Origin of the sequence: Anaeromicrobium sediminis, assembly GCF_002270055.1 — a bacterium.
Classification (GTDB): domain Bacteria; phylum Bacillota; class Clostridia; order Peptostreptococcales; family Thermotaleaceae; genus Anaeromicrobium; species Anaeromicrobium sediminis.
This window is the reverse complement of the sequence record NZ_NIBG01000018.1, coordinates 48,318-69,301: the sequence shown is the minus strand read 5'-3', so window position 1 is coordinate 69,301 and position 20,984 is coordinate 48,318. Positions and strand designations below refer to the sequence as shown.

The window sequence follows — 20,984 nt, the reverse complement described above, 5'->3', positions numbered from 1 at the left end:
ATCTATGTCTTATGAATTTTTTTAACTCCAATTAAATACTATTACACTAGTCCTATAGTTATTCCTATAAAAAAATAAAATGTTAGATTAATTTTAATCTAACATTTTATAGGGAGTACAAAAGTTTTATTTAATTATACTAATTGTCTACTTAAAAAATCTTTTAATGGATTTTTATTATTCTCCCACTCATAGGAGAAAAACTTATCTACATAATCCTTATCTATTTCCTCTAAAGAAGATGGATTCCATGTAGGATTTCTGTCCTTATCTACTAAAACAGACCTTACACCCTCAAAGAAATCATGGCATGTTAAGAAGTTCATACTCATATCTAATTCCATTTCAAAACATTCACTTAAATTCTTCTTACTTCCATCTACTAGTTGCTTTAAAGTGACCTTTAAAGAAGTTGGAGATTTAGATAGTATATTTTCCAAAGTCGCCTTAGCCCACTTATCAGAATCACTTTTAAGGGACTCTACTATTTCTTCCATAGATTCAAAATCAAAGTGTCTTTTGATTTTATCCTCTATTTTTTCTAATTCACAGCCCTCAGGCTTATTTTTTAATAAGCTTTCTAATATATTATCTAATGTATCCTTAGCAGAATCTATTTCCCACTTTCCATTTTCTATCTCATATATAAGGTCGTCCCACTTAGAACTTTCCATATAATAATCAGCGCCCTCAGTGTACAACACATCGGCTCCCCTTATTATACATGATGTCAATGCTAAATATCTTCCCATGTAAGTTGGCATTTTATTTAAAAAATAACTTCCACCCACATCTGGATACAAACCTATATTCATCTCCGGCATAGACCACTTAGTTTTTTCAGTTACGATTCTATGAGTAGCAGCTACTCCTACTCCTACTCCACCGCCCATTACTATACCGTTCATATAGGCTAAGATTGGTTTAGGATAAGTATGCATAGTCAAATTCATACAATATTCTGTATAGAAAAATCCAAATCCATATTCAACTACGTCTTCATTTCGTTTGTCATAAAGATGTCTCACATCTCCTCCTGCACAAAAGGCCTTTTCACCAGCCCCTCTTATAACTAAAAGAGCCACATTGTCATCCTTTTTCCACTCTAATAATTTTTCATATAAGATTTTAATCACAGGATAGGATAATGCATTTAACTTAGCTGGTCTATTTAATGTTATATATCCTACATTGTTCCTTACATCAAACAATATATCTCCATTCATACCTATTTCCACTCCTTGTCTCATCTCTTATCCCAATACTCTCCATTTATTGCTATAACTTAACAGGTCTTCCCTCTTTTACAGATTCCTTGGCAGCTAATCCTATTAGGATAGGCTTTAGTCCATCAATACCAGTCACTGGCGTTTCCTTATCATTTATTATAGCATCTACGAACTCTTTTATCTCTGTAGCAAAAGACTCCATATATCTCTCTAAGAAGAAGTACTTAGGTTTTTCACCAAATACTCCATCTGCCGTACTCCATGTAGCAGTAGATGGCGTATCATTAGCAACTTCAGCTTTACCTTTAGATCCAAATACTTCAACCCTTTGGTCATATCCATAAACAGCTTTTCTACTATTGTCTATTACACATAATGTGCCATTTTTAAATCTAAGTGTAATAACAGCCGTATCCACATCTCCTGCTTCACCGATTTTTTCATCTACTCTACAAGCAGCAGCCACGTATACTTCTTCAACTTCACTATCTACTAAGAATCTAGCCATATCAAAATCATGGATAGTCATATCCATAAACATTCCACCAGATACGGCCACATACTCTGGATTAGGAGGCTCAGGATCCCTTGATGTAATCTTTACTATATGTAAGTCTCCTAGATCTCCACTCTTTATTAATTCTTTAACCTTTCTAAAGTTATGATCAAATCTTCTATTAAATCCTATTTGTAATTTGACACCGTTTTCCTCAACCGCCTTAAGCACGGCCTCTACTTTCTCTACAGATAGGTCTACTGGTTTTTCACAAAAAACATGCTTCTTCATGTTAGCTGCTTCTATAGAAATTTGAGCATGAGTATCAGTAGAAGAACATACTAATACTGCATCTATTTCAGGATCATTTATAATCTCTTGGTAATTTTCATAGGAATTAGGAATTCCTAAATCCTTTGCTAACTTTTCTGCTGATGGATAATATATGTCTGAAACAGCCTTTATTTCTACCTCTGGTATATAGTTGCTAATACTCATGGCATGCACTCTACCTATTCTACCTGCACCTATAATTCCAACCTTCATCTTTTTGTCCATTTGTCTATCTCCCTTCATAAGGCAAATTTAATTTAGAAAATCTATTACCAGCCAAGAAGTTTAAATTTGTTTAAGGCAACTTTTTTAACTTCTTCAGTAGGTCTTACAAAGAATTTTAATCTATCAAATTCTTCTGGTTTATTGTTCACTTCTTCCCTTAGAATGTTACCAAAAACCATTCTTAAAGCTGTTCCTATATTAACTTTAGCTAAATTGTGCTCCGTAGCTAATTTATATAAGTCTTCATCTACTACACCACTAGAACCATGTAATACTAAAGGTACATCTGTTATTTTTTCAATTTCTTTTAATCTATCATATTGAATTTTTGCACCTTGTACTTCCATTCTATGAACTGTCCCTATAGATACAGCCATTGCATCTATACCAGTTTTTTCTGCAAACAATTTAGCTTCCATAGGATCTGTGTATATAGATTCCACATCTGGGCCACTACTTGTGTATGCTACAGAACCAATTTCCGCTTCCACACTAACTCCCTTAGGCTTAGCTAAATCTACTGCTTCCTTTGTATTTTTCACATTAGTTTCAAAATCATATTTTGAACCATCATACATTACAGAAGTATATCCTGCCTCTATAGCTCTTTTTATTAATTCTATATCTTTAGCATGATCTAAATGGACACAAACAGGTACTTTTGCCTCTTTTGCCATAGCACCAAATAAAGCTGAATAACATTTTACATCCATATATTCCACTGCATCTTTATTTGACATAAGTATTACAGGAGCTTCTAACTCTTCTGCAGCTTCAATTACAGCTTTAGCATCTTCATATCCAAAAACGTTAAATCCAGGTACTGCTTTGTTATTCTTATTAGCTTCTTTTAATATTTCAACCATATTTACTAACATAATTTACACCTACCTAGCTTATTTTCTTTTCGTAGCTTTTGATAAACTCTTTGATTGCATCAAGTGTAGGCATAGCATCTGAACAACTGTGGCTAGATACAACTATAGCAGCTGATCCTGCTCCTAATTCCATTGAATCTCCTGCGCTCATTCCATTTATTAATCCATATATGAAAGCTCCTGCATAAGAGTCTCCAGCACCAAATGTCTTAACTGGAACAACTGGGAATACAGCTCCTGTTATAGCTTCACCTTCTTTAGTATAAGCAATTGAACCTTCTTTACCATGCTTGATTACTACTATCTTAGCATTATAATCAAACCATTTTTTAGCTGTTACATAATCATCTTTATTCCCTTTATTCGTAATCATTTCCATCATGTCAAATTCTTCTCTAGTTCCTATGATTACATCACATTTTTCTGCAGCTAATGAATAGTATATAGCTGTTTCTTCTTCTGATTTCCAAGTATATGGTCTATAGTCAATATCAAAGAATACTACTGTGTTGTTCTTTCTAGCAAGATCAAGTGCTGCAAATACTGCTTCTCTTGAAGGGCTTGCTGCTAATGCTGTTCCTGATATTAATAAAGCCTTAGCGCTTTTAATATAATCTTCTTTTACATGGCATATGTCTACCATTAAATCTACTGCATTTTCCCTATACATAATAAGGTTACAATCTGTTGGAGATTTTATTTCTGTAAATGCAAGACCAGTCTTTGCGCCTGTTTTATCTGTAAATATACTAGATGAATCAATTCCTTTACCTTCCATATAACCTTTTAAGTATCTTCCCATAGCATCATCAGCAACAGTACCTATAAAACCCGTCTTAGCTCCTAGAGCTGCCATAGCTACAGCAATGTTAGCTGGAGATCCTCCCAAGTATTTAGTAAAAGTTATAGATTCCTCAAGGGGTCTATTTATTTCATTTGGATTTAAATCAAGTCCAATACGTCCTATAGCAATAAAATCTAATGGTCTATCCGTTTGAAATACTAAATTATTCATTATGCTTCAATCCTTTCCTACAATGTGTGGTTTTAATTTTTCTATATAATACAAATGGCGATTAGTCTTTATTTTAAAAGGGAATATTAACAAATGTGAGGATTGTTTTACCTTTAAAATTACTAATCGCCAGTTTAAAAAGCTTATTTATCCATTATATCTCCAAATAATTCTTCATCACTAGGAACTACTTCTTTAATAGGCTTAGATACCCAAGTAGTGTTGATAAAGTGCTTGTAAGTTACGTTCTCAGATGCAATGTTTCCACCCCAAGTTCCGCAACCAAGAGTTAATGTAAATGGCATTCCATTATCCCAGTTACCACTGTTTCCATAACATTGTGGTTGCCTTACCATTACTCTACTTGTCTTTGTTCTAATTCCATACTCTACAGCTCTATCATCGTCATTCGTGTGGATTCCACAAGAGTGTCCAGTTCCTTGGTATGAAGTAATTTCATTCACCTTATCTACTGCTTCATTAAAGTCTTTAACTTTATATACAGTAAGTACTACAGACATTTTTTCTCCAGAGAATGGATGATCTGCTCCTACTCCAGTTTCTTCTACCATGATAAATGATTTTCCTTCTGGTAATTCAACACCAGCAACATCAGCAATCTTATGTGCTGGTTGTGCAATTATTTCTCTATTTAAATGTCCATGTACCCATAATGCATTTTGAACCATTTCCTTTTCGCTAGCATTAGTTAAGTATCCACCTTCACCTTGTAAATTCTTCATTAACTCATCATATACACTTTCTACTACAACGATTGAGTTATCTGAAGAACAACTTGTAGCAAAGTCAAAAGTCTTACTTAACATAATTTTGTGTGCAGCATCTTTTAAGTCAGCAGTTTCATCTACTACTACTACAGCATTTCCTGCTCCAACTCCATATGCAGGAGTTCCTGAACTATAAGCAGCTTTAACCATTCCAGATCCACCTGTTGCCACTACTAAATCACTTTGGCTCATAAGTTCGCTACTAGCTTCCATAGATGGTTCTTCTATTCCTATGATTAAGTCCTCAGGTGCTCCAAATTTCTTTAAAGTCTCTCTCATAATATCTACTATTAATGTATTCGTTTTCTTTGTTCTTGGATGTGGAGCAAATACTATTGCATTTCTACCTTTAATAGCATTCATAGCTTTTATTACTGGAGTTGCCTCTGGATTTGTACAAGGTACTAATGCACCAATTACTCCTACAGGCTTTGCTATTTTAATAATTCCTCTAGCTTCATCTTCCTCAATAACTCCTACAGTCTTAGCTCCTAACATATCTCTAAGGTTTCCTCTAACCTTCTTTTGAAGCTTTCCATATTTTCCATCGTAATTTCCAAGTTCAGATTCTTCTACTGCAAGCTCAGCAACTTTCACTGCGTTTTCTTCCTTAACTATGTTCCAAGCAATAGCCTTCACTAAAGTATCTACTTGTTCTTGAGTATAGTTTTCAATTTCCTTTTGAGCAACTTTTGCTCTATCTATTAATTCTGATACAAAATCCTTTGCACTAATTGACATTTCCATAAAATGATCCCCCTCGTTTATTTAAAAATTCTTTATATTTTAAACAGTTTTAACTGTTATTTTTATTCCTTATCTGGCCAGATTACAGCATCCTTCTCTAGTAACCACTCATGTTTTTCTTCATTTATTCTGTCAGTCCACGGGTTGTTATCTAAATGTCTTATCATCCAGCAATAATACATGGCATAACCAGGAGCTGTAGCTTGTGGATGTACAAGACCGCCTTCTATGATAGCTGCACTGTCTTGTTCAATTTTATATACATCATCACCAATTATTGAACAACCAAAACCTTGAGGTTTACTGAACTTATAATAGTAAACTTCTGGTTGTGGATGATGATGTGGTATATAACTTGACCACTTACCTGGATAATTTATTACCTCACCTATTACCAAGTTAGAATATGGTGCATTAGAGTAATCGAAAATAGTACGAACTACTCTTCTTGATGTTCCTCCAAGTACTCCATCTCCAAATATATCACTTCTACAATTAGATCGATCATATACCTTAGATTCAAAGACCTTGTCATTAGTAGTTTTCTCTACTAAAACTTCACAATCATCCATTGCTTCTATAGTAACTTCCACATTCTTAGGGACATGTAAACACCAAGGCTCTTCGTCAAAGACCGAACGTCTTTCCACTACTTCTTCTCTATCTTGCCACTTTATTAATATCTTTCCATCTAATATTAAAAAAGCTGATTCCTTTTCCTTGTCTAGACAGACTTGATTTTGATCCTTTTTTAACTTGTATACTCCCACATCCATAAGCATGGAGCTATAAAGTTCATCCATATTACAAATTTCATTGTATCCATATTTTAGTCCACCTGTTTTATGTAGCATGATTCTCCACCTCCGTTTTGTATTGTTTTGGTAATGTTTTTGTTATATTTATTTATGATTCATATTTTTATTGAGTATGTTTTGAGTATCTTTTGATTATATTGTACCATTTACTATTGCATTCTTCAATATTTTTTTTTATAATATACATAGAAACTTAAAAAAATATCTAAACTAAAGTTTTCCTAGCTTTTATTTTATAAATTGCTTTGACTAAAAGATGATGGAGGTATTCTATTGAAACTAGAACGTATAAAAAAAATACAAGACTATCTCATTGACCATCAGTCTGCATCTTTAGATACATTGTGTACCGTTTTTAATGTGTCTAAAAACACTATCAGACGTGATATTAATGAATTAGAAGATAAAGGTTTTATAAAGAAAGTTTATGGAGGGATTATCTTAAGTCAACCAGAAAAAGCTACTCCCTACCCAAAGAGACAAGAACAATTCGCTGATGAAAAAGCACAAATTGGCCTTTTAGCCAGTTCACTGATAGAAGATAATGACACCATATTCATTGATTCCGGTTCTACTACTATTCACCTATTACCTAACTTAATTCATAAAAAAGGAATAACCATAATAACTCATAGTTTAAATATAATTGGCGAATCATGCTTATATGAAAACTTGAATTTAATCTCCACAGGAGGAATATTACAAAGGGATACTAATTCCTTTGTAGGTGTGGATAGTATTACATTTCTAAAAAAGATAAACATAGACAAATCATTTATGGCATCTACGGGATTTTCCATAGATAAGGGCGTTACTAATACTAACTACCTAGAGTCGGAAATCAAACGTACTGTAGTAGATATTAGTAATAAAGTAGTTTTAATGGCCAATGACACAAAGCTTGGTTGTTCATCCTTTATGAAATATTGCGATCTTGCTGAAATCGACTATTATGTTACTAATAGCGATGTGCCTCCTGAGTACAAAAACTTCTTCAAAGAAAATAATGTTACAGTACTATACTAATTTAAAATTTTTATATTTTTTAAGATGGCTCTTTCGAGCCATCTTATTTTTATAATCCAGTCTTTTCTCTTATGAAGCCTCTTGCCTTTTTCGCATATTCAAATGGATTAGCTACAGCTGGATCTTGTTCTGCTTCAACAACCATCCATCCTTCATAATTAGTATCCTTTAAAACTTCAAAAGTTCTGTCAAACTTAACTGCACCGTCCCCAGGAACAGTGAACACTCCAGCTTTAACACCTTCTAAGAAAGACCATTTTTCTTCTTTTAATTTTGCAAGTACATCTTCACGTACGTCCTTTAAATGAACATGAACTATTCTATCTGCATATTTCTCAATAATAGCGTCTACCGCTTCTTGGCTGCCTTCTGAGAAATACATATGACCTGTGTCAAATAGTAAATATACATCATCATTTGTCATTTCCATAAATTTATCCACTTCTGCAGGAGTTTGTACTCCAGTTCCCATATGGTGATGTAGAGATACTTTCATACCCTTTTCTGCAGCAAGGACAGCTAATTTATTCATACCAGCAGCAAGTTTTTCCCACTCTTCCTCTGTAAATACTGGTTTTGCATCAAATATAGGCTTATCTAATCCTTGAATAGAATGACTTTGCTCTGAACATCCAATAACTTTTGCTCCCATTTCATATAAAAAATCTCTATGCTTAATAAATTCTGCAATAGTTTCTTCCTCTTTGTCTATTGCAAAGAAACAACTAAACCATGCATTACAAATTTGAACACCTCTCATGTCTAAAGCTTCCTTTAATACAGTAGTATCTTTTGGATATTTGTTTCCAACTTCACTTCCAGTGAACCCAGCTAAAGCCATTTCACTAACACATTGCTCAAAAGTATTTCCTGCACCTAATTCTGGTAGATCATCATTTGTCCAAGCTATTGGCGCTATTCCTAATCTCACTTTATCTCTATCTAACATATTTAATCCCTACTTTCTTCTATTTATTAGTATTGTCTTGCCTTTGCTGCTTCTTCCTTAATGCTCTCTGCTGCCTTTTCTATTTCAGGCTTCTTAGCAACTTGTGCTGTACCTACTCTCCACCAGCTCTCATAACCATGAGTCATAGTCTTAGGTAGCACTTTTATATCTATCAGAGTACTCACACTTTGCTTTTTACTATCTTCTATGGCAAATCTAAGTTCCTCTAAAGTGTTAACCTTGTAAGTTTTAGCTCCGTAAGAAGCTGCGTTCATGGCAAAGTCCACTGGAACTAAACCTCCATCTAATTTTCCTGTATCTTCATTTCTAAATCTAAATTCAGTTCCAAAACTTCCCATGCCCTGATACATTTGTAGGTTGTTGATACAACCAAAAGTCATATTATCAAATAGAATTATATTTATTTTCTTCTTTTCTTGGATACTAGTTGGAAGCTCTGAGTGTAGCATCATATAACTACCATCACCTAAGAAAGCATATACCTCCCTTTCTGGTTCAGCTATTTTTGCTCCTAATGCTGCTGGAACCTCATATCCCATACAAGAATATCCATATTCCATATGATAAGTATTAGGTGATTTAGGTCTCCATAATCTTTGTAAGTCCCCTGGTAAACTACCAGCAGCCCCTACTACTATGGCATCCTTGTCTAATAATTTATCGAGTTCACCGATAACTTTTGTCTGGGTCAAACAAGAACCAGTTTGTTTATAAAATTCTTCTAATACATGATCTAAGTGACCTGGATTTTCAGGCTCAAATCCTTCTTTATATTCACAATTAAATAATCTTTCTACTTCTTCATTCCACTTATTCTTAGCTTCTTTAATTTCATTTGTATAGCTAGACTTATAATCAATTTTCTCTAACTCTGACCCAATTGCATCAAGACCTAACTTTGCATCGCATACTACTTTAGTTGCATCCAGTTTCTGTGCATGGAAGTCAGATACGTTTATAGTTAAGAAGTCCACATCTTCATTCTTAAATAATGATTTTGATGCTGTAGTAAAGTCAGTAAATCTTGTACCTACTCCAATTACCAAATCTGCTTCTTTAGCAATAAGATTAGCAGCTAGTGTTCCTGTAACACCAATTCCACCTAAATTCAGCTCATGATCCCACTCTATAGCACTCTTTCCTGCTTGAGTTTCACCAAATGGTATATTAAATTTTTCACAGAATAGTTTTAAGCTTTCAGCTGCCTCTGAATATCTTACTCCTCCACCGCATACAACTACAGGCTTTTTCTTAATTTTAATTAGATCTACTGCATCCGCTATAGCTTCCATAGCTGCAGGTCTTCTTTCAATTCTATGAACTCTCTTTTTAAAGAAATACTCTGGATAATCGTAAGCTTCTCCTTGTACATCTTGAGGTAAACATATAGTTACAGCTCCCGTATCACCTTGATCAGTTAAAACTCTCATGGCATTTATCATAGCTGTCATTAATTGTTCTGGTCTACTTACTCTATCCCAATATTTACTTACTGCTCTAAAGGCATCATTTGTACTAATTGTCAAATCATGAGTTTGCTCCACTTGCTGTAATACTGGGTCTGGTTGACGAGTAGCAAATGTATCTCCTGGTAATAACAACACAGGAATATTATTAGCAGTTGCCGTTGCAGCTGTAGTTACCATGTTAGCTGCTCCTGGTCCTACAGAAGATGTGGCAGCATAAATTTGTTTTCTATGCTTTTGCTTACCATAAGCCATAGCCGCATGGGCCATTCCTTGTTCATTACGCCCCTGATGTACTACTAAATGGCCTGGGTTTTCTTCCAATGCCTGCCCAAGTCCTACCACATTTCCATGTCCAAAGATTGTAAATATACCATTTACAAATTTATATTCTTTGCCGTCAAACTCTACATATTGATTGTTTAAAAACTTCACAAGAGCCTGAGCTACTGTTAATCTCACTGTTTTTGCCATATTGCCTCCCCCTTATATTTGATTTTTATCTATTTCTCCAAATCTATGCATCCTCTTTTTCAAACCACAAATGTTCTTCTTAGAAGTTGCACTAGATCTGGTAATATTCTCACCATAGTGTTTTGCTCTAATCGTCTAATGATCTTAATAATCCAAAACTATTATTTAGATAAAATCTATAAAATTTTTTGTCCCTTCCATCTCATTCCTATGACACAATTATCTGGTGTATACATCCTTGATTAAAACTTTTTAATTATCCCTGTTACAAACTGGAAATTCACATTCTTCTGGTATAAAATTATAGGCTGCCAAATGTTTTTCTTTGGCAATTTGGCAACCTATATAATTTCCTATAAGTGTACAACTGTATTTTCTTGAAATGCCTTTGTGGCAGCAAAGGCAACTTCTGTATTCTTAGTACCATCGTATACAGTAATGTCTGGCTTTCTTCCTTCTACTATGCAATTAATAAATTCTTGCATTTCAATAACATAAGCTTCTGAGAATCTCTCTTGGAAACTTTGAGAACATTCACTTACCACTCCATTATTATCAAATATCTTACACATGTTCTTAGCAGGTTCTGCTGCAATTCTTAAAGATCCCTTAGTACCAACTATTTCAGTTTCAACTTGGTATCCATGGGCTGCATCTCTTCCTGCATAGAATAGGGCCATAGAGTTATCTTTAAATTTCATTAGTGAACATACATTATCTCCGTCCCCATACTTGGCAAACTCTTCATGAACATAACTTCCACCAATAGCATAAATTTGATCAACTTCTGAACCTAAATACCATCTTGCCAAATCTATATCATGAACAGCCATATCTATGAATAATCCACCACTAGTAGCAGCAAATCTTATAGCTCCATCTATAGTATGTTCTGGGTCACAGCTAGTGCACTTGATAAGGAAAGGTTTTCCTATTCTACCTTCGTCAATTAATTTCTTAGCATAAGCATAAGAAGGGTCATATCGTCTCATGAATCCTACCATGAATACTTTATCTTCATTTCTTTCTACAGCCTTTTCAGCTTCCTTACATTCTTCAACAGTAACTCCTAGAGGCTTATCTACAAATACATGTAATCCCGCATCTAACGCTGATACTATTTGCTTTACATGGAATGGAGATGGAGATAATACGGCAACTGCCTCTAATTCTTCATTTTTAATCATTTCATCATAATTCGTATATCCATATGGGATTCCCCATTCCTTTTGTACCTTATCTACTTCATCTTGTACCACACTACAAACAGCAATTAATTCTGCATTTGGAATTTTAAATGCTAAATTTCTAGCGTGCTCTATTCCTAGTCTTCCTAATCCTACTATTCCTACTTTAACCTTTTTCATCTTCCTTCTTCCTCCTTACATTTATGTACTTTTACTTCACCCTTTTGTAAATCACAGATTATTCTGATGATTTTTCATATTTATCTCCATACCCTTTATGTAGATAGTAACTTAAATATGTTGCCCTTTTCACCATTTTTTTCGCAAACGTTTGTATTCTTTTTTTTATAGTATATCACTTTTTATATTAAGTCAATATTTCATTTCCCTTTTTTCACATCTTATTTTATTTTTATAATTTTACTTTATTACTGGTTTTCACCTTCATTAGTATTTATCTATGCTTTAAATACTTTATAAGTGAAAGTAATATATTAAATTTTTTGAAATTTTCCAAAACCACTATGTATAGCAAACGTTATCTATGAATATTTTTCCAGCTTCAACATAATTATTTTTTCTTTATTATGTTATAAGAAAATCACAAAAAAAAGAGTACTATTTTATAACATTTGACAATTTTCTAAATATTCTATTTGATTTATCTGTAATATAATGTTATACTTCTTTATGATATAAGCATTTTCATTGCATATTACCCTTTAAAGGCCACTTTTTAACCTGTATTTAACTTTAACTATAAGTTTTTGCAGTTTTTATTTTTTATTTTTTTGTAGCAAACGTTTGCTAAGAGATAATTCAATTAAAACATCATATTATTATGGAGTTTTGAATCTACCCTCTTAATTCTTTGAAATACTCTATTCAAAGTTATACATATACAAATATCTTAGTATTGATTTTACATTACATACCCTATGTAAGATCACATGCTCAATACCATAGGAGGAGTTAAAATGAATTTATTAGCAATAGTGTCTTTTATATTTTTCACCGGACTAGTTGCAGTCATATCTTGGTGGATGACTCGTAGCGATGACCTGGATACACAAGATGGTTACTTCCTAGGAGGAAGAAGTTTAACTGGTATAGTCATAGCTGGCTCTTTGATGCTTACAAATTTATCTACAGAGCAAATGGTAGGTCTAAATGGTCAAAGTTATATTACAAATATGGGTGTAATGGCTTGGGAAGCTACTGCCGCATTTGCACTTGTATGTATGGCTTTAATATTCTTGCCTAAGTATTTAAAAAGCGGTATAACTACTATACCTGATTTTCTGGAAGAACGTTATGATTCTAACACAAGACAGATCATATCCATATTATTCTTAATTGGTTATGTATTGACTTATCTTCCAACAGTTCTATATTCTGGAGCTCTTGTATTAAATGGAATATTTGATATTCCAACGGTTTTTGGAATTAGTGAGTTCCAAGCTTTATGGATTACTGTTTTTGCTATTGGTATTGCCGGATCTATATATGCTATATTTGGTGGTTTAAAGGCCGTAGCCGTTTCTGATACATTAAATGGTGTAGGTTTATTAATAGGTGGATTACTAATACCTATTTTTGGTTTAATAGTTTTAGGAGATGGAAGTTTCTCTGAAGGTTTAAATACTTTGATCACACAACATCCAGAGAAATTAAATGCTATTGCACCTGCAAGTGCTAAAGCACCTTTACTCCCATGGCCCGTATTATTTACAGGATTATTCTTTAACAATTTATTTTACTGGTGTACAAACCAATCCATCGTTCAAAGAACATTTGGAGCTAAAAATTTAGCTGAAGGTCAAAAGGGTGTATTAGGAGCTGGTTTATTAAAACTCCTAGGACCATTTTTCTTAGTACTACCAGGGATTATCGCATTCCATTTATATGGCGACACTCTAACAAATGGTGACATGGCATATCCAGTTATAGTTAGAAATGTATTGCCAAAACCTTTATTAGGATTCTTTGCAGCAGTATTATTTGGAGCCATATTAAGTTCATTCAATAGCGCACTTAACAGCTCTGTAACTTTATTTACATTAGATATTTATAAACCTAGAATTAAGGCAAAAGTTGCAAATGCCAGTGAGGTAGCAGCCACACTAGAAATATCTGATAAAGATTTAGTTGTAGTAGGAAAACGTTTTGGTATATGCTTAGCAATTCTTTCTATGATTATTGCTCCATTTATAATATATGCACCTAGCGGATTATATGGATATTTACAAGAATGCTTTGGTTTTTACAATGTTCCCATATTAGCATCCATAATAGTTGGGTTCTATACTAAGCGAGTACCTGCAATTGCGCCTAAGATTGCACTTTTATCCCATATTCTTTTATATGGAGCATCTAAGTTTGTAGCAGCTGATGTACATTTCTTATATGTATTAGGAGTGTTATTCCCTCTAAATGTATTAATAATGCTTTTTGTTGGAAAGATTGCTCCTCGAGACACGGACTTTGTACAAACTTATACAAAGCAAGTAGATATAGTTCCTTGGAAACATGCTAAAACTGTTTCTGTGATAATAACAACTTTAATGTTATTACTTTACGTAGTATTCTCTAAAATAGGTATAGCTGCTTAATAATCAGTCAATATAAAGGGGGTTAGTTAACCCCTTTATATTTTCCCATTTATTAACTGTTCTTTTATGTATAGAGTAGAGGTTGCTAGATGATAATCCTATCATTTAGCAACCTTTTATTTTTTTTTCCTCTAATATACAATTTATTTCTTTTTATGCTTATAAACGTCTAGTACAACGGCGCCAACTATAATTCCACCCTTTATTACCTGTTGCCAATAAGGAGATACGCCAAGTAGACTAAGTCCATTGTTAAGTACTCCGATTATTAGGGCACCTACTATAGTTCCTCCAATAGTACCAATACCACCAGTTAAACTAGTTCCACCAATAACTGTTGATGCAATAGCATCTAGCTCGTATCCAATACCTGCTGTTGGATTCCCTGAACTCACCCTTGAAGTAAGTATTATACCAGCTACAGCTGACATCATACCTGCATATGTGTATATAAGTATCTTTACTTTTTTAACATTAATACCACAAACCATGGCCGCTTGCTCATTTCCACCTATGGCATATATGTATTTACCTAACTTAGTCTTTTTAAGTAACACATGTGTTAAAAATCCCATAGTTAAGAATAATATAACAGGAATAGGTATAAATCCTACACTACCTCCACCTATTACTAGGAATGAATCTGATAAATTACTTATAGGCCTTCCTCCACTATAAAGTAGCGCTGCACCTCTAGCTGCTGTAAACATACCTAGTGTTGCTATGAAAGGTGGTATACCTGTAGTAGCTAAAGTTCCTCCATTTATAAAACCACATATACCCCCAACTATAATACCCATAACTATAGCAAGAAATATACTTCCTTCTGGTGAAGCATAGTTAGCAACAATAACCCCTACTAATGCTAATGTAGAACCAGATGAAAGGTCTATACCTCCCGTTATGATTATTAACGTAACACCAAATGCTATAGTTCCGATAACGGAAACTTGTCTAACTATATTTATTAAGTTTCTAGGGTTGTAAAAGGCTGGTGTCAATAAAGACATTCCTATAACCATAAGTAATAAAATAACCATAATACCATATTTATTTGCAAATTTCCTAAAATCAAATTTATTATCTTTTTGTTTAATAACAGCACTTTCTGACATATTTGATTCTCCTTTCGCCAGGTCTAAATTTATTTTGCAGATACAATACCTGTAGCTAACTCCATGACCTTCTCTTGAGTAGCCTCTTCTCTCATAAGCTCTCCTGTCTTTTTACCTTCATGCATTACTACAACCCTATCGCTCATACCTAAAACTTCTGGCATTTCTGATGAAATCATGATTATTGCCTTACCCATTCCTGCTAATTTGCACATTAATTTATGAATTTCAGATTTTGCTCCTACGTCTATCCCCCTTGTAGGTTCATCTACTATAAGTATATCTGGGCTTGTTAACATCCATCTTGCCAATAATACCTTTTGCTGATTTCCACCACTTAAGTTTCCTATTATCTGTTCTAAATTAGGTGTTTTTACATTTAAGCTTATCCTTTGTTCTTGACAGTCATCATTAACCTTTTTATCTGATATTAATAAGCCATTAGTGTAATCATCAACAATAGGCATTATCATATTATCAGTTAAAGCTAGGGGCAAGAAACATCCTGTTAGTTTTCTATCTTCTGTAAGTAGGCCTATACCATTTTTAATTGCATCTGCCGGTGACTTTATATTTACTTTCTTTCCATTAATATAAACTTCACCTGAATCCGGAAGATTAATTCCAAATAAACTCTCTACCACTTCAGAGCGACCTGCTCCCATAAGACCTGCTAGACCTAGGATTTCTCCCTTTCTTACATTGAAGCTTACATTTTGAAATTTTCCTTCTAATGTGAAATCCTTAATTGCTAATATTTCTTCCTTAATATCTACAATGGTCTTTGGAAACATTTCCTTCAATTCTCTTCCAACCATCATTTCAATTAGTTTATTATTATCTATATTTTCAGCAAGTTCAGTTCCCACATATTGACCGTCCCTAAGTACAGTTACTTCATCTGTTATTTGAAAAACTTCTTCCATTTTATGAGTTATATAAATAATGGCAACGCCTTTATCCCTCAATTTATTTATTATAGTAAACAGATGGTCTACTTCCTTCTCTGTTATTGCAGAAGTAGGTTCATCCATAATAATCAAATCCGCATTATATGAAATAGCCTTTGCAATCTCTACCATTTGAGTATATGCAGTAGATAAATCTCGCATCTTACTAGTTACATCAATTTTAATGTCTAATTCTTTAAATAATTCTTCTGTTTTTCTATACAATTCTTTCTCATCAACAATGAATCCCTTTACAGGTTCTCTTCCTAGGTATATATTTTCTGCCACTGTCATATCAGGTATTGGGCTTAACTCCTGATGAATCATTGATATACCACTTTCAATAGCAGCTTTTGTTCCTTTGCAAACTAACTGTTTCCCTTTAAATATTACTTCTCCACCATTTGGTTCGTATATGCCCATTAATATTTTCATAAGGGTAGATTTACCTGCACCATTTTCTCCCATTAGTGCATGAACTGTCCCTTTTCTTACCTTTAGGTTTACTCCATCTAGGGCTTTTACCCCTGGAAACTCTTTTACAATATTTCTCATCTCTAAGATACAATTATCCGTCACAGACTTCACCTTCTTTTAATTAAGGAAGAAAAGTCTTTACAACTCTTCTTCCCTATTTATTTTTACTACTATTAGTTCATGTCTATTGCCACTTAGCTATGTACTCTTCTACATTTTCTTTAGTTACTAATTCAAAAGGAACCCAAACGTTCTTTTCTACTTTTTCACCTTTAACAAGCTTAACAGCTGCCTTTAATGATTCTCCACCTTGACCAAATGGACTTTGGAATACAGTTACATCTAATTTTCCGTCTTTAACATATTCAAGGGCATCCATAGTAGCATCAACACCTGCTACAACAACATCATCAAGTTTACCTTCAGCTTCTAACGCTCTTATGGCACCTATTGCCATCTCATCATTATTAGATACGATAGCAGCAAATTCATCACCTGATTGTAACCAGTTTTCAGTAATTTCCATTCCCTTTGCTCTATCCCACATTCCAATATCAGTTCTAATAACGTTTACATTTTCATACTTATCTGCAATTTGATTATTTCCTTCAGTTCTCTTAATTTCAGCCTCTTGTCCTGCCATACCTCTTAATATACCAATGTTTCCTTTTTCACCAATTAATTCAACAACCTTTTCCATTTGTACTATACCTGCATCAATAGATTCAGATCCTACATATACATCTGAGCCTTCAAATATACGGTTAACTCCTACTAATGGAATTCCAGCATCTTTACAAAGGTTAACGTATGGTTGTGGAGCATCTGTATCAACGATTACTAATATAATAGCGTCAACTCCTTGAGCTACTAAGTTCTCAACATTAGCTAATTGAGTAGCAGAATCATCTTTACCATCAGTAAATACTACTTCTACATTTTCAGCCTTTTCAGCTTCAGCCTTTATTGCATCATAAAGATAAGTTTGCCACTTATCAGAGAAACTAGATGCAGCTACACCTATTACAATTTTGTCATCTTCCTTTTTTCCTTCTTCACTTGAAGTATCTGTTGATTGTCCACATCCTACGAACATGGATAAAACTAATACTAGTACTAGACCAAGAGCTAAAAGTCTTTTAGTCTTCATAAGAAAATTCCCCCTTAAATAAAAATGGTTTATATAAAACTGCAATAGACAATTGCAACTTCATATCGCAAAAGATTCATTTTTCACTTTTTTTCAGTAGTAATTTTTGTAAAGTTCCATAATTATGCAACTTTACATCTTTTAAAAAACGTTTTCCGCAAACGTTTGTTGTAGTTATTTTTTATGTTATATCAATTCGAATCAGAAGTCAATGCTTTATTTACAATCTTCAGAATATTTAATTGATTTTTGTAACCTCCTATACTATGGGAATTTTTCTACCATACAAGTATTTACAACAGTTCTCCTTTTTTTATGATTAAATTTATTTTTTCATTTTTGCTATAAATTTCTATTTTGTCGAAATTTTTCGTTTTTTAGACTTAGACAACGTTTTCGTTTTATTTTTAACATAATATTGTATACATTATTTGAAAAAATTGTAATTCCCTAGGAAGTAAAAAAGCTTCTATCAATTTGATAGAAGCTTTTTCCATTCATAAATTAAATTTTTCTAGTAGTCTTTCTCTTAATTAAATCCGGTTGTAATATTATGCGTTTTAAAGTTTTTTCTTTTCCCTCTTTTATGTCATCTAAAAGGGTATTTACAGCTAGTTTACCTAAATTATACTTAGGTTGATATACAGTAGTTAATTCTATTTGTGGAAGTGATGCATAGGATATATCATCAAATCCAACTACACCCAATTCTTCTGGTATATTTATTCCAGCTTGATTTGCATAGTGTAACACACCTAAGGCCATTACGTCATTACCACAAAATATGCCATCAATATGGGGATTATCAGCCAATGCCGTTTTAGCTAATTCATAACCACTCTTAGAATCAAATTCCCCTGATAATATGAGATTTTCATCTAGGTCAATGTTATTTTCTGCTAAGGCTCTTTTATACCCCTTTAGTCTTTTTTCATTAGAATAGGCATATTTCTTTCCACCTACATATGCAATTTTTCTATAGCCACACTCTATAAGGTGCTTTGTACCTATATATCCGCCCTTTTCATTATCTACCTCTACACAGCTATGTGCACTATTCACATTATTTCCCTCTAATATTACATAAGGAGTATTTATGCTGTCTTCTAATTTTTGTTCATCCTCACAGGGCTTTATTATTATTCCCTCTACCCTTTTTTCCTCTAAATTTTTTATATATTTCTTCTCTAATTGCACATCCCAATTGGTTACACATAATAATGCTGTGTAGCCCTTAATACTAGCTTCTTCTAAAATCCCCTTTGCTATCTCAGCAAAAAAGGGATTTAATATATCCGGTATAATTACTCCAATTGTGTTTGATTGTTTCGTCACTAGTTCTCTAGCAAGTTGATTAGGCCGATATCCAATTCTCTTAGCTTCTTTTAATACTTTCTTTCTAGTTTCTTTACTAACACCCTCTTTGTTACTCAAAGCTCTAGAAACTGAAGAATATGATATACCTAACTCTCTTGCTATGTCTTTTATCGTTACCCCAACTTACTCAACTCCATTTTTCAGTATATTGTTATAATTATAGCAAACGTTTCAGTTTTTTACAAAAATTTATTGAAAACAATTTTCTTTATTATATATACACTTATATATTTTAGTCAAATCATCCATTAATTACTTTATAAAGATTTTTCATAATTATTTTTTCTTATTTGGGAATTATATATTAAGAAAGGAGGTATTTATATGAACTATAAACGTGCAAAACAAATTTTAGAGGGCACTGGAAATGTTACCGTATTATATAGTGGAGAATCCATATGGATAGAAAATATAGATCCTAAAACTAATACAGCTTTGATTACTACCTTCGATGAAGAGATAATAGTCCCCATAAGAGAATTAAATGAACACTAAAAAGCATCTGAAAAATCAGATGCTTTTTTCTTCTTATAATGTCCTGCGATAATAGGACCTAAGCATAATTTTAAAAATGTACATGGACTAAATAGAATTTAATCCCTTTATTACTCCATCCTAAATCCCAAGGTACCCTATACCTGTCTGTATTATGACAATTAACTAGTGAATACCCCTTAGAATCAGCCCCTGAAATTACTGATATATGAGTTATTTTCCCTTTTTTTTCATAGGCTACAAAATCGCCAGGAAGTAATTTATAAGCAGCCTTATAGACTTTATTATAGTCACCGTAAGCTACTAAAGAAGCCCTTCCTGAATAAAGCATATATTCTTTAAATCCTTGGGCATTTAACCAACTCCTACTACCATTTCCCTTACTATAATTCCAGCTACTAGTTTTTTTGAATTTTCCACCTTCATGAAGAATCTGAGAGGCAAAGTTAGCACAATCTCCACCTAAAGGATTGAAATTTCTATATTTTTTATTATAGCTCCTATTCTCTACTCCAGCTGCACCACAATATTTATCTGCATATTCTATTGCCTTTTTCCTTCTATCGGATATTTTTTCTAGGTCTCTTTCCTTCTGGCTTTCTATATATTTCCTTATTTCATCACTCTTTACTTCTTCCATATTTAATGAATCGGCAAAGGGATCCTTATACCATTCTTTTGCAATTACAAATCCCTCATCCGTTTCCTTTATGTAAATGGAATGATAAGTTCCAATTCTAAAAGAGTTAGCTTTTTCACTACCTATATTATATTTGTATATATATTCAGTAGACACTGCTAAGTTTGCCATAAAGCCGTTATATTTTCCTTTTATCCATTTCACATCCACATCTGAATTTATTTCAGTAAATGTAACACCTTGTTTTTCAGACCAATTATGAAGATATTTCATCTTCTTAATTTCATGGTAATATGCCCATTTTCCATAGGTAGTATTTAGGTCATAATATGATTTAAGACTAGCCTTATCCTCATTCAAAATAGCCCTATTTCTATCCTTTAGTAGATGGGACAGCTGAAAATTTAATTCCTTTTCAACAAATATGGTCACTATATCCTTAGAAAACATATTACCCAAAATAATTGCAATAACAATTATAAATATTAATTTATATTTTTTTAAAAAATAAAACAT

The 20,984-nt window shown here is 33.1% G+C and carries 17 protein-coding genes; 3 read left to right on the top strand and 14 right to left on the bottom strand.

What is annotated here, in order from left to right:
• Window positions 1–134: 134 nt before the first annotated feature.
• The 6 genes from CCE28_RS16570 to CCE28_RS16545 all read right to left on the bottom strand — a co-directional run bounded on the left by CCE28_RS16570 (window position 135) and on the right by CCE28_RS16545 (window position 6,565).
• Window positions 135–1,250: an enoyl-CoA hydratase/isomerase family protein gene (locus CCE28_RS16570; protein WP_095134849.1), complete on the bottom strand. Its 1,116-nt coding sequence runs from the start codon at window positions 1,248–1,250 to the stop codon at window positions 135–137.
• 28 nt (window positions 1,251–1,278) lie between these two features.
• Window positions 1,279–2,283: an inositol 2-dehydrogenase gene (gene iolG / locus CCE28_RS16565; protein WP_095134848.1), complete on the bottom strand. Its 1,005-nt coding sequence runs from the start codon at window positions 2,281–2,283 to the stop codon at window positions 1,279–1,281.
• 44 nt (window positions 2,284–2,327) lie between these two features.
• On the bottom strand, window positions 2,328–3,161 hold the full coding sequence (locus tag CCE28_RS16560) for a class II fructose-bisphosphate aldolase (protein WP_095134847.1): 834 nt from the start codon (window positions 3,159–3,161) through the stop codon (window positions 2,328–2,330).
• Between the two features lie 13 nt (window positions 3,162–3,174).
• Window positions 3,175–4,176 (bottom strand): 5-dehydro-2-deoxygluconokinase, encoded by a 1,002-nt coding sequence (gene iolC, locus CCE28_RS16555; RefSeq protein ID WP_095134846.1) that lies wholly within the window; start codon window positions 4,174–4,176, stop codon window positions 3,175–3,177.
• A gap of 143 nt (window positions 4,177–4,319) precedes the next feature.
• Window positions 4,320–5,711 carry an acylating sulfoacetaldehyde dehydrogenase gene (sauS, locus tag CCE28_RS16550; RefSeq protein WP_207652917.1) on the bottom strand — a complete coding sequence of 464 codons (1,392 nt, stop codon included), beginning with the start codon at window positions 5,709–5,711 and terminating at the stop codon, window positions 4,320–4,322.
• A gap of 62 nt (window positions 5,712–5,773) precedes the next feature.
• Window positions 5,774–6,565: a 5-deoxy-glucuronate isomerase gene (locus CCE28_RS16545; protein WP_095134845.1), complete on the bottom strand. Its 792-nt coding sequence runs from the start codon at window positions 6,563–6,565 to the stop codon at window positions 5,774–5,776.
• A 237-nt stretch (window positions 6,566–6,802) separates the two neighbouring features.
• Between CCE28_RS16545 and CCE28_RS16540 the strand changes: the two genes are divergently transcribed.
• On the top strand, window positions 6,803–7,555 hold the full coding sequence (locus tag CCE28_RS16540; RefSeq protein WP_095134844.1) for a DeoR/GlpR family DNA-binding transcription regulator: 753 nt from the start codon (window positions 6,803–6,805) through the stop codon (window positions 7,553–7,555).
• Between the two features lie 49 nt (window positions 7,556–7,604).
• Here CCE28_RS16540 and iolE read toward each other — a convergent pair whose 3' ends face one another.
• From iolE to iolG (CCE28_RS16525), 3 genes are all read right to left on the bottom strand, one after another.
• Complete coding sequence (iolE, locus tag CCE28_RS16535; RefSeq protein WP_095134843.1) at window positions 7,605–8,504, bottom strand: myo-inosose-2 dehydratase; 900 nt, start codon at window positions 8,502–8,504, stop codon at window positions 7,605–7,607.
• Between the two features lie 26 nt (window positions 8,505–8,530).
• On the bottom strand, window positions 8,531–10,465 hold the full coding sequence (iolD, locus tag CCE28_RS16530) for a 3D-(3,5/4)-trihydroxycyclohexane-1,2-dione acylhydrolase (decyclizing) (protein ID WP_095134842.1): 1,935 nt from the start codon (window positions 10,463–10,465) through the stop codon (window positions 8,531–8,533).
• Window positions 10,466–10,818: 353 nt separating this feature from the next.
• On the bottom strand, window positions 10,819–11,832 hold the full coding sequence (iolG, locus tag CCE28_RS16525; protein WP_095134841.1) for an inositol 2-dehydrogenase: 1,014 nt from the start codon (window positions 11,830–11,832) through the stop codon (window positions 10,819–10,821).
• Window positions 11,833–12,629: 797 nt separating this feature from the next.
• Between iolG (CCE28_RS16525) and CCE28_RS16520 the strand changes: the two genes are divergently transcribed.
• Window positions 12,630–14,264: a solute:sodium symporter family transporter gene (locus tag CCE28_RS16520; RefSeq protein ID WP_095134840.1), complete on the top strand. Its 1,635-nt coding sequence runs from the start codon at window positions 12,630–12,632 to the stop codon at window positions 14,262–14,264.
• A gap of 143 nt (window positions 14,265–14,407) precedes the next feature.
• Here the strand turns inward: CCE28_RS16520 and CCE28_RS16515 are convergent, their stop codons facing one another.
• The 4 genes from CCE28_RS16515 to CCE28_RS16500 form a co-directional block, all read right to left on the bottom strand.
• Window positions 14,408–15,379, bottom strand: a complete 972-nt coding sequence (locus CCE28_RS16515) for an ABC transporter permease (protein ID WP_095134839.1) — start codon at window positions 15,377–15,379, stop codon at window positions 14,408–14,410.
• 29 nt (window positions 15,380–15,408) lie between these two features.
• On the bottom strand, window positions 15,409–16,908 hold the full coding sequence (locus CCE28_RS16510) for a sugar ABC transporter ATP-binding protein (protein ID WP_176461881.1): 1,500 nt from the start codon (window positions 16,906–16,908) through the stop codon (window positions 15,409–15,411).
• A gap of 82 nt (window positions 16,909–16,990) precedes the next feature.
• Window positions 16,991–17,956, bottom strand: coding sequence for a sugar ABC transporter substrate-binding protein (locus tag CCE28_RS16505; protein WP_095134838.1), 966 nt, complete (start codon window positions 17,954–17,956; stop codon window positions 16,991–16,993).
• Window positions 17,957–18,460: 504 nt separating this feature from the next.
• Complete coding sequence (locus tag CCE28_RS16500; RefSeq protein ID WP_278277578.1) at window positions 18,461–19,435, bottom strand: LacI family DNA-binding transcriptional regulator; 975 nt, start codon at window positions 19,433–19,435, stop codon at window positions 18,461–18,463.
• A 222-nt stretch (window positions 19,436–19,657) separates the two neighbouring features.
• On the opposite strand from CCE28_RS16500, the gene CCE28_RS16495 reads away from it, so the two are divergent.
• Window positions 19,658–19,828, top strand: a complete 171-nt coding sequence (locus CCE28_RS16495; protein ID WP_095134836.1) for an H-type small acid-soluble spore protein — start codon at window positions 19,658–19,660, stop codon at window positions 19,826–19,828.
• Window positions 19,829–19,898: 70 nt separating this feature from the next.
• Here the strand turns inward: CCE28_RS16495 and CCE28_RS16490 are convergent, their stop codons facing one another.
• The gene (locus CCE28_RS16490; protein WP_095134835.1) at window positions 19,899–20,984 is read right to left on the bottom strand and encodes an amidase domain-containing protein; all 1,086 of its coding nucleotides are present in this window, start codon (window positions 20,982–20,984) and stop codon (window positions 19,899–19,901) included.

What these genes read in the sequence shown, in the direction of transcription:
- CCE28_RS16570 (WP_095134849.1), bottom strand. Translation starts at nt 1,250, where the DNA reads ATGAGACAAGGAGTGGAAATAGGTATGAATGGAGATATATTGTTTGAT.
- iolG (WP_095134848.1), bottom strand. Translation starts at nt 2,283, where the DNA reads ATGGACAAAAAGATGAAGGTTGGAATTATAGGTGCAGGTAGAATAGGT.
- CCE28_RS16560 (WP_095134847.1), bottom strand. Translation starts at nt 3,161, where the DNA reads ATGTTAGTAAATATGGTTGAAATATTAAAAGAAGCTAATAAGAATAAC.
- iolC (WP_095134846.1), bottom strand. Translation starts at nt 4,176, where the DNA reads ATGAATAATTTAGTATTTCAAACGGATAGACCATTAGATTTTATTGCT.
- sauS (WP_207652917.1), bottom strand. Translation starts at nt 5,711, where the DNA reads ATGGAAATGTCAATTAGTGCAAAGGATTTTGTATCAGAATTAATAGAT.
- CCE28_RS16545 (WP_095134845.1), bottom strand. Translation starts at nt 6,565, where the DNA reads ATGCTACATAAAACAGGTGGACTAAAATATGGATACAATGAAATTTGT.
- iolE (WP_095134843.1), bottom strand. Translation starts at nt 8,504, where the DNA reads ATGTTAGATAGAGATAAAGTGAGATTAGGAATAGCGCCAATAGCTTGG.
- iolD (WP_095134842.1), bottom strand. Translation starts at nt 10,465, where the DNA reads ATGGCAAAAACAGTGAGATTAACAGTAGCTCAGGCTCTTGTGAAGTTT.
- iolG (WP_095134841.1), bottom strand. Translation starts at nt 11,832, where the DNA reads ATGAAAAAGGTTAAAGTAGGAATAGTAGGATTAGGAAGACTAGGAATA.
- CCE28_RS16520 (WP_095134840.1), top strand. Translation starts at nt 12,630, where the DNA reads ATGAATTTATTAGCAATAGTGTCTTTTATATTTTTCACCGGACTAGTT.
- CCE28_RS16515 (WP_095134839.1), bottom strand. Translation starts at nt 15,379, where the DNA reads ATGTCAGAAAGTGCTGTTATTAAACAAAAAGATAATAAATTTGATTTT.
- CCE28_RS16505 (WP_095134838.1), bottom strand. Translation starts at nt 17,956, where the DNA reads ATGAAGACTAAAAGACTTTTAGCTCTTGGTCTAGTACTAGTATTAGTT.
- CCE28_RS16495 (WP_095134836.1), top strand. Translation starts at nt 19,658, where the DNA reads ATGAACTATAAACGTGCAAAACAAATTTTAGAGGGCACTGGAAATGTT.
- CCE28_RS16490 (WP_095134835.1), bottom strand. Translation starts at nt 20,984, where the DNA reads ATGTTTTATTTTTTAAAAAAATATAAATTAATATTTATAATTGTTATT.